We start from the raw sequence: 14,445 nt of genomic DNA, 5'->3' as shown, positions 1-14,445 counted from the left end.
TCGCGTACTAGAAGAGCAACTTGCGGGTACTCGGGAATGCCGCTGATCAGCGAGGGGGAGGCATGACCACACCGAGCGGCCAGACCGGGACGGTGAGGGGGACCGGGACGCAGACCGACCGCGCGGCGGAACTCACCCGGGACCTCCTGACCGAGGCGCGCGAGCAACTCGCGCAGGCCGACAGCAAGGCCGGACTGATGCTGGCGACGCTGGGCGCGGCCCTGACCGCCCTGCTCGGCGCGATCGCCGGCGGCCTCATCGCACCCGGCCAGTACGCAGTGATTCCCCAGCTCCTGGTATGGGCCGGCTGCGCCGCCTGCGCCCCGTCCCTCGTCCTCCTCGGTCTGGCCGTATCCCCCCGAGGCCCCTCCCAGGCCTCCTCCTCCGGCTCCTCCGGCTCCTCAGACGATGCGGCACAGCTGGAGGTCCTGTCCCGCACCGCGTGGATCAAGTACCGCTGCATACGCCGGGCGATGGCCTGGGGCGCGGTCTTCCTCACCCTCACCCTGGCGGGGACGCTGGCCGGGGTCCTGTCCTAGCGGTCCAGGACGTGGGGGTTGTACACCCACACCGCGACCTCACCGCCGCAGTCAAGACACGCGGTCATCGCGAGCGCCCGGTTGACCTGCCTGGCGCCGTCCGCGCTACCAGGTTGGCCGGGTAGGTTCGCAGGCACGTCGCGCACCGGAGCGGGGCGCGCAGGGCAGCCCGGGCCTGCGGTGCCTGATCGCCGAAGATGCCGCCGCAGCGCCCGGCGCGGGGCGCTGAGCGAGTCCAGATTTCAGCGAGGCGCGCCCGTCGTCCCCCGCACGACAAGCCGAGGCGCGACGACGTCCTCCCCGGCCGCGGCCTCCTCACCCTCCAGGCGTGCGACGGCCCGGCCGACCGCGAGCCGGGCGAGGCGCGCGCTGTCCTGGCCGACGGTGGTGAGGTCGATGTGGGCCAGCCGGGCCAGGTGGCTGTCGTCGAAGCCGACGACGGAGATGTCGCCGGGAACCGTCACACCGGAGCGGAGGAACACGTCGAGGACGCCGGTCGCGCAGCGGTCGTTGAAGGCCAGTACGGCGGTGGAGCGCGGGCGGGCCGCCAGCAGGGCCCGGGCGGCCGAGGCGCCTTCCTCCTCGGTCAGCCCGCCGGGCAGGACACGGAGGTGTTCACCCAGGCCGTGGCGGTTCATGGCGGTGCGGTAGCCGCGGCGCCGGTCGGCCGCGCCCGGCGCCAGGCCGCCGTCGACATGGGCGATGTCCCGGTGCCCGAGGCCGACGAGATGGTCCACCGCCTGCCGGGCTCCCTCGTCGTCGGCGGTCCGTACGACCTCCAGCCCCGGGATCGGCGACCGCAGCCGGCGGGCCACGGAGACGACCGGCAACTGCCCGGCGAGTTCCGCCAGTCGCGCGGCGGGGGCCTGCGGACCGAGCAGGACCAGCGCCTCGCAGCGGTCGGCGAGCAGCGTCTCGGCGGCACGCTGCTCGCCGCGCCCGGCGGCCACGGCACTCAGCGCGATCTGGTACCCGGCCGGTTCGGCCGCCGCGTAGATGCCCTCCACCAGGTCGGCGTGGAACGGCTGCTGGAGGCCGAACTGCACCCCGAGCAGACGGGAGCGCTGGCTGCGCAACAGCCGCGCCCGGGCGTCCGGACGGTAGCCGATGTCCCGCGCCGCCTGGAGGACGCGCTCGCGTGTGGCCGCACTGGCGCCCTTCGCCTCCCGCATCACGATGGAGACCAGCGCCGTGGACACACCGGCCCGCGCCGCGACGTCCGCGAGCGTCGGCCGCTTTCCGTCGGGGACCGCCGGGGTCTCTGGCACGGGTCCTCCCTGTCGGGTCGTCATCGCAGAGCCTGATTGTAGAACGTTCTAGCTCTTGGGCAGCCGGGGGTGCTAGAACGTTCTAGTACGGAAGTCGCCGTGGCGAGAGGAAACGGGCCATGTACACACTGGCGGTCTGCGCCGAAATGCTCTTCCTGGACCTGCCGATGGACGAACGGGTCCGGCGCATCCACGACGCCGGCTTCCAGGCCGAGATCTGGGACTGGACCCGGCACGACCTCGACGCGCTCGCCCGCACCCCGGCCGAGTTCTCCTCGATGACCGGCTACATCCGCGGCAGTCTGACCGACGAGGAGGGCGCGGCGGAGCTCCTGCGCACCGCTGAGGAGTCGATCCGGGCGGCAGAGCAACTCGGCTGCCCCCGGCTGAACCTGCACGGCACCGGCCTGGACGACAAGGGCCTGCCGGTTACGCCCGCGACCGGCGACCCCACGGGCCCGATGTGGATCACCGCCCACCACACCCTCACCCGCCTCGCCGAGCTGGCCGAGAACGCCGGCGTGGTCTTCACACTGGAGAACCTCAACACGGCCGTCGACCACCCCGGCGTCCCCTTCGCGACCGCGGCCGACACCCTGGCCCTGGTCCAGGCGGTGGACCGGCCCGGGCTGCGGATGAACCTGGACCTGTACCACGCCCAGATCGGCGAGGGGAACCTGATCCAACTGGTCCGCAAGGCCCACGCCCTGCACCTGATCGGCGAAATCCAGGTGGCCGACGTCCCCGGCCGCCGCGAACCCGGAACCGGCGAGATCAACTACCCTGCGGTCGCCCGCGTCCTGAAGGAGATCGGCTACGAGGGCACGGTCGCGATGGAGGCCTGGGCCTCCGGCGACAGCGAAGTGGCCCTGGAGCGCTTCCGCTCGGCTTTCACGCCCTGATCAAGGCGAGATCGACGCGGCCCTGCCACCAGGCGTGTCCCAAACGATCTCAGGAACCCGTCAGGGGCCTGATCCACTCACTGGATCAGGCCCCTGACCTGGTACTTCACTGTCGGGGTGGCGGGATTTGAACCCACGACCTCTTCGTCCCGAACGAAGCGCGCTGCCAAGCTGCGCTACACCCCGATGTCGCTGCTGTCGCGGCGACGACGTTTACTTTAGCCCACTGGTGGCTAGAGACGAAATCCGGTTTTCCAGGGGTGGCGGAGGGGGTTCGGGCGGGCGTGGTCGAGGGCCACGAGGAGGGTCGCGAGGGCGTAGAAGGAGAGGCCGAGGAGGAGGGCGTTGCCCAGGACCTTCTTGTAGCCGTCCTGGTCGACGTCCAGGAAGGGGTAGAGGTAGCGGTCGGGGGTGCCCGGGAGGAGCAGTTCACCTCGGGTGAGGGAGAAGGCCAGGTAGGCCAGGGGGTAGAGGAGCCAGGTGCTGGCCTGACGCAGGTGCAGGCGGCCCGGGGTCGTGAGCAGGAGCCAGTCCAGTACGGCCGCGATCGGGGTCAGCGTGTGGAGGGTGTGGTGGGCGATGGCCTGCCAGCCCGTCGGTGCCGCCGCGGCCTCGCCCGTGAGGGAGAAGGGGCTCGCCTCGTTCGCCAGGAGCAGGTGGTGCACCAGGGCCGCGATGACGACGTAGAGCAGGGTCGCGCCCAGCACGGAACCTGGTAGCGGGCGGCTGGCCGTCCACGCGCGGCGGGCCGAGAAGGCCATGACCAGCGCGAGCAGGATGTTGCTCTGGATCGCGAAGTAGCCCAGGGTCCGGGACGGGTCACCCAGGAGCAGTTCGAGCGTCACGCCGACGGTCGCCGCCAGGGTGACCAGCAGGCGGAAGACCGCGGCCGCCGGGCGGCGGACCGGGGTGACGACGGCCGTGGCGGGTACGGGGGAGGGCTTCAGCGCGGGCTTGCCCGGAATCGCGGGGAGATCCGGTATGTCCCTGGGTATCGGGGCGGTCATGCCCCCACGCTGGCAGAAGCGGACATAGGGGGCTATTTGAGCGGGCTGTGTGGGTTAACGGGATCGCAACGTCTCTCCCCGCTTCCCATGGCCCCCAGGACTCCCACATGCCCCACGGCCAGGCCCCACGGGCTGCCCACGAGCCCTGCCACGAGCCCTGCCCTGGGGCAGCGACTCCGCTACTCCCGCCCCACCAACGTCAACAACGTCGCCTCCGGCGGGCACGCGAACCGTACCGGCGTGTAGCGGTTCGTGCCGCAGCCCGCCGAGACGTGCAGATACGACGTACGGCCCTCCGCCGTGTGCGTGGACAGGCCCTTCACGCGGTCCGTGTCCAGGTCGCAGTTGGTGACCAGGGCGCCGTAGAAGGGGATGCACAGCTGGCCGCCGTGGGTGTGGCCGGCGAGGATCAAGGGGTAGGCGTCGGCCGTGAAGGCGTCCAGGATGCGCAGGTACGGCGCGTGGACCACGCCCATGGAGAAGTCGGCCGAGTCCGACGGGCCGCCGGCCACCTGCTCGTAGCGGTCCCGCTTGATGTGCGGGTCGTCCAGGCCCGTCAGCTCCAGCGAGACACCCTCGATCTTGAGCGTGCCGCGCGTGTTCGTCAGGTTCAGCCAGCCCGCCGCGTCGAAGGCGTCCCGCAGGTCCTCCCACGGGTTGTGCACCACGCCGACGGCCGGCGGGTTGCCGTTCAGGCCGTGGCGGCCCTGCACCTTTTCCAGCAGGTAGCGGGCGGGGTTGCGGAACACGGGGCCGTAGTAGTCGTTGGAGCCGAACACGTACGCGCCCGGGAACTCCATCAGAGGGCCGAGCGAGTCGAGGACCTCCGGGACACCCTCCGGGTCGGAGAGGTTGTCGCCCGTGTTGATCACGAAGTCGGGGCGCAGGCCCGCCAGGGAGCGCAGCCAGCGCTGCTTCTTGCGCTGACCGCTGACCATGTGGATGTCGGAGACCTGCAACACGCGCAGGGGGCGCATTCCCGAGGGCAGGACCGGGACCGTGACCCGGCGGAGGCGGAAGGAGCGGGCCTCGAAGCCCGCCGCGTACAACAGACCGGCGGCACCAGCCGCCGTGATTCCCAGGGGGACTCCGTATCGCGCGTGCATACGGCCATCGTGTCAGACCGCGCCGGTCGCCTGCGTCCGGCGGTGCGCGAAATGCCCCGGCGGTGCCGGGCCTTGCCTCACCGCCTCCTTAAATGAAGGGGCGCCTTTCCCGTCGCACCTGCGACAATCAACCCCATGACCACGCTCAAGTCGAAGCTGCAGGACGACCTCAACGCCGCGATCAAGGAGCGCGACGAGCTCCGCTCCTCGACGCTCCGGCTGACGCTCGCCGCGATCACCAAGGAGGAGGTCGCGGGGAAGCAGAAGCGGGAGCTCTCCGACGACGAGGTGCAGAAGGTGATCACCCGCGAGGCGAAGAAGCGTCGGGAGGCCGCCGAGGCTTTCGCCCAGGGCGGTCGTGCCGAGAGCGCTGAGCGGGAGAAGGCGGAAGGCGAGGTGCTCGCCGGCTACTTGCCCAAGCAGCTCTCCGACGACGAGCTGGACGCGATCGTCGCGCAGGCCGTCGAGGAGGCGAAGGCCGCGGGTGCCGAGGGGCCCCGGGCCATGGGTGCCGTCATGAAGATCGTGAACCCGAAGGTGGCCGGGCAGGCGGAGGGCGGCCGGGTCGCCGCCGCGGTGAAGAAGCTGCTGGCCGGCTGACCGGACGTCGAGTCGGCCAGTACGGGGCGAGGCCCTGCGGCTTCGGTGGCCGGTGAACGTCGGCTTTCAGCCATTCTGACCGGATGCCTTGATCAGCGGCGGGCTGACGGAAAAAGCTGCGGGTTGACGGAAGGGCTGCGGCTGACGGATAGGGCTGCCGGCTGACGGAAAAGGCTGCGGGCTGAGCCGATTCGGTGTGCCCGGCGGGGCGAAGGGGGGCCGATGGAAGCGGCCGATCGGGGGGACGCACGGGATCTCGACGTGCTGAGGTTGCTTTACCAGGGGCTCGACGACGCGACCGTCGCCCGACGGCTCGGGGTCAGTCATCGGACCGTGCAGCGTCGCGTGCAGAGGATCATGACGGATCTCGGAGTGAGCGGCCGTTTCGCCCTGGGGGCGAAGGCGCAGGAACTCGGGCTCATCTTCGGCATGAACCAGTCAGCGAACTGATCCAACGGAACCGCGGCGAACGCTGTCGACCCGCATGCACGAGGTCGCTGTCGGGGCGTACCGCTTTCCTCTCGAGTCTCCTCGGGAGCACCGAGAGGAAAGCGGTACGGGGGCTTCAGCGACGCACGCTCACCCGCAGTGGACGCCGTTGACGCTCCTGCCGGCCCACAGGCCCCCGATGTCCTCGCCACCGCCGAGGTCGATGCAGTGTCCGTTGGTCCGCGTCACGGTGACCGGTCCCGCGTAACGGCTGTATGCACCGGAGTCGAGCTTGGTGTTGCTACTGCCAAATGAGTGCGCATGCGTCAGTCACACTCCCTTTTGGTCTTCAGGCGCGGACGCGGTGGTTCAGGCCACACCGTGGCAATTCGAGACGACATTGGAACCGAAATCGATGCCGCCCGTGACGGTGCCGTCCCAGTCGCCGAGGAAGGCGTTGATGACGACGCTCGTCCCCTCCGCGATGTCGAGGTCGACGTCGCGGACACCGGAGTCCGCGCCGTTCCTGTTCCAGTAGAAGTAGTGACCGTCGCCGTAGATTTCGATGCCTCCGATGGCGGAGTTACCGTCGGCGAAGATGTCGTCGACCAGGAGATGTTCGCCGTACGCCTTGAACGTGGCCTTGGCGCCGCCGTTGTCGGAGTAGTCGGTGCAGTTCGTCTCGGCTTGGGCGGTTGCCGTCATACCGATGGTGAGCGCCGCAAAGATCGGAAGTACGGCCGCGGCGCGTGCGAAATTGCGCATGGGGTTACCTCTTCTTTGTATCGGGTGGATCCGTAGGTTTCTGGTTCAGTCCTTGCGGCAGGAGGCCGCGATCACGAGCCGCGGCTCCAGGTCTGCCGAGAAGGGGGTGCCGGCCGCGGGACTCTGTCGGCAGATCTTGTATGACCAGCTACGTTCCTTGGACACGGTTCCGCCGGTGGCGTCCACGTGTATGTGCTTCGGTGTGTATCCCGTCAGCAGGAGCCGGTCGGTGGCCCTGCGGAGGTCCATGCCCACGACGTCCGGCGTCGCGTCGGCTTTCCATTCGGCGCCGACCCTGGGCGGGCATGTCTCGGAACTCCGGACCGTGAAGAGGACCACCGCGCTGAGGTGCGGTTTCTCCTGCTCGAAGCAGACCTTGAATTTCTCCGCGTGGGCCGGGCTGACATACCGGTTCAGATCTGTCGCATCACGGAGCGAGAACCCTTTGCCCTCGTCCGCTTTTTCTCCCATGACGACGTCGAGGGGGCCCTCGGCCGGGCGGGCGGTGGATTCGGCTTCACCATGTGCTGCGACCCGTTCTCCGCGTTCTTCGCCGGCTGGGCCCGAGCTGCACGCGGTAATCCCGGCCAGAACCGTCAGAGCGGCTGCGGTACTCGTCAAGAAGCCGCGTATTCGCCGCTCGGAGATGTTCTGGAACCTCATGAATCCACTCCCCCCTTCATGCGCTTGGTGATCAAAGGAACACCAGTTCAATTAGGGAGTCAAGGGTTCCGTTGCTGTCCGGATTGGGCAGTTGCTCAGTGATTCCGTGCCTTCGTGGCCGTCTCACGTGGTGCCTGTCGGCGGCCCGTAGCGGGCACCTGCCCGGCCCGCAGCCTCGCGGCCTTCACGATCGCGGCGGCCCACCCGGACTCGCCCGGGCCGGCGAGCTCGTCACGCACCGCGACCCGGTACAGCCGTCGCCACACACCGGCCTCCGTCCAGGCGGTGAAGCGGCGGTGCGCCGTCGCCGGTGAGACCCCGAGCCAGGGCGGCAGCATTCGCCAGGGACAACCGCTGGTCAGTACGTACACCACTGCGGTGAGCACCATGCGCTCGTCGACGGGCGCGGTGCCCCCTCCCTGCCGGCGCGGTGTGAACGGTGGCAGCAGCGGCTTCGTCAGGGCCCACAGCTCGTCGGTGACCAGTCGTCGGGCGAGATCGCCAGTCATGCTCCCCATCGTCGAGGTCACCACATGAGACAGCGGCGTTCCCGACGCAGGTTGTCGTAATTACGCCAGGGCCGGCCTGGTGGCCCTGGCGTATGTGCCGAAGTGCGGACCGGTACGGAGAGTCCTCAAGAGATACGAGGAGTCAGTCGCCCCGCCCGCCGTTCCCGTTCCCGCCACCATTGTCCTGGCCCCGGAAGAAGCCCTCCGGAATGGAGAAGGAAGGAGTCGGGAAGGGGTCGTCGCCCCCGCCGCCGTTGTTGCCGCCGACCAGGCCGCCGATGAAGCCGTTGCCGTTGCCGTTGTCACCGTCGTCCCCGTCGCCGCGGCCCTCGTCGTCGCCGTCCCCGTCGCCGCGGTCCCGGTCGATGCCGTCGGGGATGTGGACGGTGTTGAACTGCTCGACGGGCTTGCCCTCCAGCGCGCCGTTCATCATGTCGCCCCAGATCGGGCCGGGGACCTCACCGCCGAAGACCTTGCCGTACGACCGGCCGCCGATGGTGATGTTGGTCATCTTCCGCTTGTGGGCCGGGTCGCCGACCCACACGGCACCGGCCATGTTCGGCGTGTAGCCCACGAACCAGGCCGCGTAGCGCTCGTCCGTCGTACCGGTCTTGCCGGCGCTGGGGCGGCTGTCGAGGCCTGCCTTCTTACCCGTACCGTCCTCGACGACGCCTCGCAGCAGCGCGTTGATGGTGTCGGCGGTCTTCTCCGACATCGCACGCGAACAGGTCGACTTCGGGACCTGGAGCGACTTCTTCTGGTCTCCGACGCGCTGGGTGACCGACTCGATGGCGACCGGCGTGCAGTGCATCCCGCGCGAGGCGAAGGTCGCGTACGCGTTCGCCATGGTCAGCGGGGACATCTCCTGGGTGCCGAGGGCGATGGACGGAGCCTGGTCGATCTTGCGGCCGTCGGCCCGTTCGACGCCCATCTTCTTCGCCATCGTGGTGACCGGGCAGATGCCGATGTCGCTGATCATCTGCACGTAGTAGGTGTTGACCGACTTGGCGGTCGCTTCCTTCATGTCGTACGGACCGACCTCGGACTCGTTCTCGTTCTCGAGCTTGGCGGGGTTGGTCCGGCTGTTCTTCCAGATCTTGCCGTCGCACGCCGAGACCGGGCTCGGGTACGCCATCTGGTACGGCGAGGAGTACACCTTGTTCGCCGGCATGCCGTCCTCGAGGGCCGCGGCGGCCACGATCGGCTTGAACGTCGAACCGGGCTGGTAGCCCATGCCGCCGCCCATGTCGTCGTTGACGGACAGGTTGAGGGTCGTCTCGCCCTCCTTGATGTCGACGCCGTACGGACGTGACTGGCCCATGGCGAGGATCTTGCCGGTGCCGGGCTGGACGAGGGTGGCGGCGGTGGCCACGTCGTCGCTCGTGTAGACGTGGTCCTTGATGGACGCCTGTGTCGCCTCCTGGGCCTGGGGGTCCATGGTGGTGCGGATGGTGAGGCCGCCCTGGTTCCAGACCTTCGCCCGCTTCTCCTTGGTCTTGCCGAAGACCGGGTCGTTCAGGAAGACCTCGCGCACGTAGTCGCAGAAGAAGCCCGCGCCCTTGATCGCCGTGATGCAGCCGTTCTTGGGCTTGCTGACCTTCAGGCCCAACGGCGCCTTCATCGCCTCGGCGGCCTGCGCCCGGGAGATGTCGCCGACGTCGGCCATGCGGCGGAGCACGATGTTGCGGCGCTTGGTGGCCTCAGCCTCGTCGTTGACCGGGTCGTACCGGCTGGGCGACTGGACGATGCCCGCGAGGAGGGCCGCCTCCTGGACGTTCAGATCCTCGGCGGACTTGGAGAAGTAGCGCTGGGCCGCGGCCTCGATGCCGTAGGCCTGCTGGCCGAAGAACGTGATGTTCAGGTAGTTCTCGAGGATCTTCTTCTTCCCGAGCTCCTCCTCGACCTGGATCGCGTACTTCAGTTCGCGGATCTTGCGGCCGATGGTCTGCTGGGTGGCCTGCGCGACCTTCGTCGGGTCGTTGCCGGCCTCCTCGACGAAGACGTTCTTCACGTACTGCTGCGTCAGGGTCGAGGCGCCCTGGGCGACCTCACCGCTTCGCGCGTTCTTGTTGAGGGCGCGCAGGACGCCCTTCAGGTCGACCGCGCCGTGCTGGTAGAAGCGTGAGTCCTCGATCGCGACGATCGCCTTCTGCATGTACGGCGAGATGTCCTTGAGGGGGACCACCGTGCGGTCGCGCGAGTAGACCGTGGCGATCTGTCCGCCGTCGGCGTCGAGGATCGTGGTGCGCTGGCTCAGCGGCGGGGTCTTCATGTTGGCCGGGAGTTCGTCGAAGCTCTCGACCGATCCCTTCGCCGCCAGCCCCAGCGCGCCCACCGCGGGCAGCGCGATACCGGCCAGCACGGCTCCCGCGAGAACACTGACACCGAGGAACTTGGCGGCCTGCTGCGTGGGTGACAGACCACCGCCCGAGCGCTTCTTTGGCATGAGGGCAGCCTACGTTCTCATTCGCCGGACAGGCGTACAGGCCTTGGCCTAAGCTGCTCTCAACTGTCACAGCAGTGAGGCCACGTATCAATACGTCCGGCGACCCCGAATCGTTCCGGGTGTTCCCCAACTTTTTTGATGGGGTCGTGTCCGAATCCGCCTTGTGTGTCATACGGCGTCCGTTGTGACGCAACTGAACTGTCCTGGTTTGCCGGGAAAGTTACGTATGTCGCCAGCTCACTCCCCCGGGTGATCTGCCGCTTACCCATAGTCCGTTCGGACCATTCAAGATTGGGCCCGCTGGGGGTGTTGCGCTGTGCCCACCTTCCGTAACGTCCTCAACTGGCGGCGGTGAATATGCCGCTGCCGCCGTGGGGGAGCCTCGATTCGGGAGAGGACGGCGCCGGTATGGGCTGGGTAGTCGACTGGAGTGCGCAGGCGGCCTGCCGCACTACCGATCCGGATGAACTGTTCGTTCAAGGAGCAGCGCAGAACAGGGCCAAGGCGGTGTGCACCGGATGCCCGGTGCGTACGGAGTGCCTGGCCGACGCGCTGGACAACCGCGTCGAGTTCGGCGTGTGGGGAGGCATGACGGAGCGGGAGCGCCGCGCACTGCTGCGCAGGCGGCCCACAGTGACCTCCTGGCGCCGGCTGCTGGAGACCGCGCGCTCGGAGTACGAGCGGGGGTGCGGTGTCGTACCGCTCGATGACGACGAGATTTACGAGAACTACGCGGCGGTGAGCTGAGGAGTTCCCCGGGGCTACCCGGGGCTCAGGTCGGGGCTCAGGCCCCTCACGGAGACAGGCTCGTGGGCGGCGCAGGGTCGCCCTCAGGCACTCGGGTTGTGCCCCGGCGCACTCGCGTTGCGCTCAGGCACACTCGTGCTGCGCGCTCAAGCACTCGCCCGGACGTCGCTCACGCACTCGCCTCGGACGCCGCTCAGGCACTCGCCTCAGGCCGGGTGCCTGCCTCGGGCAGCTCGGGTTCGGGCAGTTCGCGCTCGTTCGCCGCGAGCCGGTCGCCGATGTCGCGCAGTCCCGCGAGGTCGTGCACGTCGCCGGGCAGCGCACCCACTTCCGTCACGGCCACCTCCGGGTGGAGCGCGGTGAAGCGGTCACGCGTGCGCTGCTCACGGGAGAGCAGCTGCATACGGTCGGCGTGCAGCCTCAGCAGACCTGCCGTGAGCTGGTCGACGGAGCGCTCGGTGTTCTCGGCGTCCTCGGCGGGGGAGCCACCGTCAGAAGCCGGAGCAGCAGCCGGAGCTGGTGTTTCGGATGTGGGAGAGCCTGAACTGTCGTACGTGTCGGGGGAGTTACGAAGTACTGCTTTCCCGCTCTCCTGATCCACAATGCGGGGCTCTTCAAGATTTTCCGCGGCGGCGAGCGCCCGCTCGGCCGACAGCCGGTCGGCGCCGCTGCCGTGGACCCGGTTGAGCACCAGCCCGGCGAGCGGCATGTCCTCCGCGGCCAGCCGCTCCACGAAGTACGCGGCCTCGCGCAGCGCGTCCCGCTCCGGGGCCGCGACCACGAGGAACGCCGTGCCGGGCGCCTGGAGCAGCTTGTACGTCGCGTCGGCGCGGGTGCGGAACCCGCCGAAGGTCGTGTCCATCGCGGACACGAACGTCTGGACGTCCTTGAGGAGCTGGCCGCCCAGGAGCTTGCCGAGGGTGCCGGTCATCATCGACATCCCGACGTTCAGGAACTTCATCCCGGCCCGGCCGCCCAGCTTCGCCGGCGCCGTCAGCAGCCGGATCAGCCGCCCGTCCAGGAAAGACCCGAGCCGCTTGGGCGCGTCCAGGAAGTCCAGCGCCGAGCGGGACGGCGGGGTGTCGACGATGATCAGGTCCCACTCGTCCCTGGCCCGCAACTGCCCGAGCTTCTCCATCGCCATGTACTCCTGCGTGCCTGCGAAGCCCGCCGAGAGCGACTGGTAGAAGGGGTTGCCCAGGATCGCGGCGGCCCGCTCGGGATCCGCGTGCGCCTCGACGATCTCGTCGAAGGTGCGCTTCATGTCGAGCATCATCGCGTGCAGCTCGCCGCCCGCGGAGTCGTCGATGCCCTTCACCCGGCGCGGGGTGTTGTCGAGGGAGTCGATGCCCATGGACTGGGCCAGCCGGCGGGCCGGGTCGATGGTGAGGACGACGACCTTGCGGCCGCGCTCGGCCGCGCGCAGCCCCAGGGCCGCCGCGGTCGTGGTCTTGCCGACCCCGCCCGAGCCGCAGCAGACCACGATGCGGGTCTTCGGGTCCTCCAGCAGCGGATCGATGTCGAGCACGCGCGCGGGGGGCAGGTGGTGGCGGGCCGGGTCGTGGGTGTGGGCCGGGTCCGGACGACTCATGACATCCCCTGCTTCCGACTCGAGACGGGCCTTGCCTGTGTGCTGTTCCGGGGGCAGCGGCCGGCCCGGCTCATGACACGCCCTGCTCGCGCAGCTCGCGGGCCAGCTCGTACAGCCCCGCCAGGTCCATGCCCTCGGCGAACAGCGGCAGTTCGTGCAGCGGCAGGCCCAGCTCGGTGAGCACCGCACGCTGCTCGTGCTCCAGCGTGTACCGCTCGGCGTACTCCTCGGCCTGGGTGAGCAGCGGATCGACCAGCCGCTCCGCACGCCCGCCGCGCCTCGCCCCGCCGAGCCCGGCGGACGACAGCGACCGCGCAACCGTGGAACGCGGGACCGTCCGTACGAGTTCCAGGTCGGCCGCGTCCAACACCTCCGGCCGCACCATGTTCACGATGATCCGCCCCACCGGCAGCCGCGCCGACCGCAGCTCGGTGATGCCGTCCACGGTCTCCTGGACGGGCATCTCCTCCAGCAGCGTCACCAGGTGCACGGCCGTCTCCGGCGACTTCAGCACCCGCATCACGGCCTGGGCCTGATTGTGTATCGGGCCGATCTTGGCGAGCCCGGCCACCTCGTCGTTGACGTTCAGGAAGCGCGTGATGCGCCCGGTGGGCGGGGCGTCCATGACGACGTAGTCGTACGCGAACCGCCCGCTCTTGTCCTTCCGCCGCACCGCCTCGCACGCCTTGCCGGTGAGGAGTACGTCCCTCAGGCCGGGTGCGATGGTGGTGGCGAAGTCGATCGCCCCGAGCTTCTTCAGGGCCCGTCCGGCGCCCCCCAGTTTGTAGAACATCTGGAGGTAGTCCAGAAGGGCCAGTTCGGGGTCGATGGCCAGCGCGTACACCTCCCCGCCCCCGGGAGCGACCGCGATCTTCCGTTCCTCATAAGGCAGCGCCTCCGTTTCGAAGAGCTGCGCGATTCCCTGGCGGCCCTCGACCTCGACGAGAAGCGTCCGCTTCCCCTCCGTGGCCAGGGCCAGCGCTAGGGCCGCGGCCACCGTGGTCTTACCGGTACCGCCCTTGCCGCTGACGACCTGGAGCCTGCTCACGTATTCGAGCCTAACCAGTCCGTGCCCGGGCTACGCGGGAGGCTGTGGATAACCATCGCCGAGGAGGGCGGACGCCCGGGGGTGTGGTCGGCCGTGTGACCCCTCTCCGGCAGCGGCTAGAGTCGGCCGCATGACCAAGTGGGAATACGCAACCGTGCCGCTGCTCGTCCACGCCACGAAGCAGATTCTGGACACCTGGGGCGAGGACGGCTGGGAGCTCGTCCAGGTCGTGCCCGGGCCGAACAACCCCGAGCAGCTCGTGGCCTACCTGAAGCGGGAGAAGCAGTAATGAGCGCCGTCGAGGCGAAGCTGGCCGAGCTCGGCCTGACCCTGCCCGACGTCGTCCCGCCGCTCGCCGCGTACCAGCCGGCCGTGCAGTCCGGCCCGTACGTCTACACCGCCGGTCAGCTGCCGATGGTGGACGGCAAGCTTCCGGTCACCGGCAAGGTCGGTGCGGAGGTCACGCCGGAGGAGGCCAAGGAGCTGGCACGCACGTGTGCGCTGAACGCCCTGGCCGCCGTCAAGTCCGTCGCCGGTGACCTGGACCGCATCGCGCGCGTGGTGAAGGTCGTCGGCTTCGTGGCCTCGGCCTCCGACTTCACGGGCCAGCCCGCGGTGCTGAACGGCGCCAGCGAGCTGCTCGGCCAGGTCCTCGGCGACAAGGGCGTGCACGCGCGCAGCGCGGTGGGCGTGGCGGTGCTGCCGCTGGACGCACCGGTGGAAGTCGAGATCCAGGTGGAGCTCGCATAACCTCCTTTCGGTGGTCCCAGCTGCGGAATCCGCCCCCGGGGCCACTCGAACATCCGCCCGTCACGGGATAGCCTC

General features: G+C 69.3%; 16 protein-coding genes and 1 tRNA gene. 7 read left to right on the top strand and 10 right to left on the bottom strand.

Translation table 11 applies throughout. The features are described from left to right. The first annotated feature begins 62 nt into the window (after nucleotides 1-62). On the top strand, nucleotides 63-539 hold the full coding sequence (locus ABFX81_RS07860) for a Pycsar system effector family protein (protein WP_086854520.1): 477 nt from the start codon (nucleotides 63-65) through the stop codon (nucleotides 537-539). Nucleotides 540-781: 242 nt separating this feature from the next. Here the strand turns inward: ABFX81_RS07860 and ABFX81_RS07855 are convergent, their stop codons facing one another. After that, complete coding sequence (locus tag ABFX81_RS07855) at nucleotides 782-1,807, bottom strand: substrate-binding domain-containing protein (protein ID WP_086854521.1); 1,026 nt, start codon at nucleotides 1,805-1,807, stop codon at nucleotides 782-784. Between the two features lie 119 nt (nucleotides 1,808-1,926). Here ABFX81_RS07855 and ABFX81_RS07850 point away from each other — a divergent pair, with 119 nt between their 5' ends. Next, nucleotides 1,927-2,709, top strand: coding sequence for a TIM barrel protein (locus ABFX81_RS07850; protein WP_086854522.1), 783 nt, complete (start codon nucleotides 1,927-1,929; stop codon nucleotides 2,707-2,709). Nucleotides 2,710-2,821: 112 nt separating this feature from the next. Here ABFX81_RS07850 and ABFX81_RS07845 read toward each other — a convergent pair. The 3 genes from ABFX81_RS07845 to ABFX81_RS07835 form a co-directional block, all read right to left on the bottom strand. Further along, nucleotides 2,822-2,895: transfer RNA gene (locus ABFX81_RS07845), tRNA-Pro, on the bottom strand. A gap of 47 nt (nucleotides 2,896-2,942) precedes the next feature. Next, nucleotides 2,943-3,716, bottom strand: a complete 774-nt coding sequence (locus tag ABFX81_RS07840; protein WP_346137820.1) for a Pr6Pr family membrane protein — start codon at nucleotides 3,714-3,716, stop codon at nucleotides 2,943-2,945. Nucleotides 3,717-3,895: 179 nt separating this feature from the next. After that, nucleotides 3,896-4,822: a metallophosphoesterase gene (locus ABFX81_RS07835; RefSeq protein ID WP_086845468.1), complete on the bottom strand. Its 927-nt coding sequence runs from the start codon at nucleotides 4,820-4,822 to the stop codon at nucleotides 3,896-3,898. 135 nt (nucleotides 4,823-4,957) lie between these two features. Here ABFX81_RS07835 and ABFX81_RS07830 point away from each other — a divergent pair, with 135 nt between their 5' ends. After that, nucleotides 4,958-5,422, top strand: a complete 465-nt coding sequence (locus ABFX81_RS07830) for a GatB/YqeY domain-containing protein (RefSeq protein WP_086845470.1) — start codon at nucleotides 4,958-4,960, stop codon at nucleotides 5,420-5,422. 222 nt (nucleotides 5,423-5,644) lie between these two features. Further along, on the top strand, nucleotides 5,645-5,872 hold the full coding sequence (locus ABFX81_RS07825; protein ID WP_086845472.1) for a LuxR C-terminal-related transcriptional regulator: 228 nt from the start codon (nucleotides 5,645-5,647) through the stop codon (nucleotides 5,870-5,872). 348 nt (nucleotides 5,873-6,220) lie between these two features. On the opposite strand, the gene ABFX81_RS07820 is transcribed toward ABFX81_RS07825, so the two are convergent. The 4 genes from ABFX81_RS07820 to ABFX81_RS07805 form a co-directional block, all read right to left on the bottom strand. Next, complete coding sequence (locus ABFX81_RS07820; RefSeq protein ID WP_086845475.1) at nucleotides 6,221-6,616, bottom strand: hypothetical protein; 396 nt, start codon at nucleotides 6,614-6,616, stop codon at nucleotides 6,221-6,223. Nucleotides 6,617-6,661: 45 nt separating this feature from the next. After that, on the bottom strand, nucleotides 6,662-7,279 hold the full coding sequence (locus tag ABFX81_RS07815; protein ID WP_346137819.1) for a PASTA domain-containing protein: 618 nt from the start codon (nucleotides 7,277-7,279) through the stop codon (nucleotides 6,662-6,664). 95 nt (nucleotides 7,280-7,374) lie between these two features. After that, complete coding sequence (locus tag ABFX81_RS07810; protein ID WP_086845480.1) at nucleotides 7,375-7,788, bottom strand: transposase; 414 nt, start codon at nucleotides 7,786-7,788, stop codon at nucleotides 7,375-7,377. Nucleotides 7,789-7,930: 142 nt separating this feature from the next. Next, entirely contained in the window at nucleotides 7,931-10,234 is a 2,304-nt protein-coding gene (locus ABFX81_RS07805; RefSeq protein ID WP_086845482.1) for a transglycosylase domain-containing protein, read from the bottom strand. A gap of 408 nt (nucleotides 10,235-10,642) precedes the next feature. Here ABFX81_RS07805 and wblA point away from each other — a divergent pair, with 408 nt between their 5' ends. Beyond that, nucleotides 10,643-10,981, top strand: coding sequence for a transcriptional regulator WblA (wblA, locus tag ABFX81_RS07800; protein ID WP_346137818.1), 339 nt, complete (start codon nucleotides 10,643-10,645; stop codon nucleotides 10,979-10,981). Nucleotides 10,982-11,174: 193 nt separating this feature from the next. Here the strand turns inward: wblA and bagB are convergent, their stop codons facing one another. After that, nucleotides 11,175-12,572, bottom strand: coding sequence for an ATPase BagB (gene bagB, locus ABFX81_RS07795; RefSeq protein WP_346137817.1), 1,398 nt, complete (start codon nucleotides 12,570-12,572; stop codon nucleotides 11,175-11,177). 70 nt (nucleotides 12,573-12,642) lie between these two features. After that, nucleotides 12,643-13,620 carry an ATPase BagA gene (bagA, locus tag ABFX81_RS07790; RefSeq protein WP_086848405.1) on the bottom strand — a complete coding sequence of 326 codons (978 nt, stop codon included), beginning with the start codon at nucleotides 13,618-13,620 and terminating at the stop codon, nucleotides 12,643-12,645. Between the two features lie 130 nt (nucleotides 13,621-13,750). Between bagA and sp36 the strand changes: the two genes are divergently transcribed. Further along, on the top strand, nucleotides 13,751-13,909 hold the full coding sequence (gene sp36 / locus ABFX81_RS07785; protein ID WP_003991873.1) for a Sp36 family protein: 159 nt from the start codon (nucleotides 13,751-13,753) through the stop codon (nucleotides 13,907-13,909). Beyond that, nucleotides 13,909-14,370: a RidA family protein gene (locus tag ABFX81_RS07780; protein ID WP_059414928.1), complete on the top strand. Its 462-nt coding sequence runs from the start codon at nucleotides 13,909-13,911 to the stop codon at nucleotides 14,368-14,370. The genes sp36 and ABFX81_RS07780 overlap by 1 nt, the downstream gene beginning before the upstream one ends. Nucleotides 14,371-14,445 lie beyond the last annotated feature (75 nt).

The sequence above is a fragment of the Streptomyces coeruleofuscus genome (genome assembly GCF_039532725.1).
Taxonomy (GTDB): Bacteria; Actinomycetota; Actinomycetes; order Streptomycetales; family Streptomycetaceae; genus Streptomyces; species Streptomyces coeruleofuscus.
Note: the sequence above shows the minus strand (reverse complement) of the source record. Positions and strands in the feature narration are given on the sequence as shown.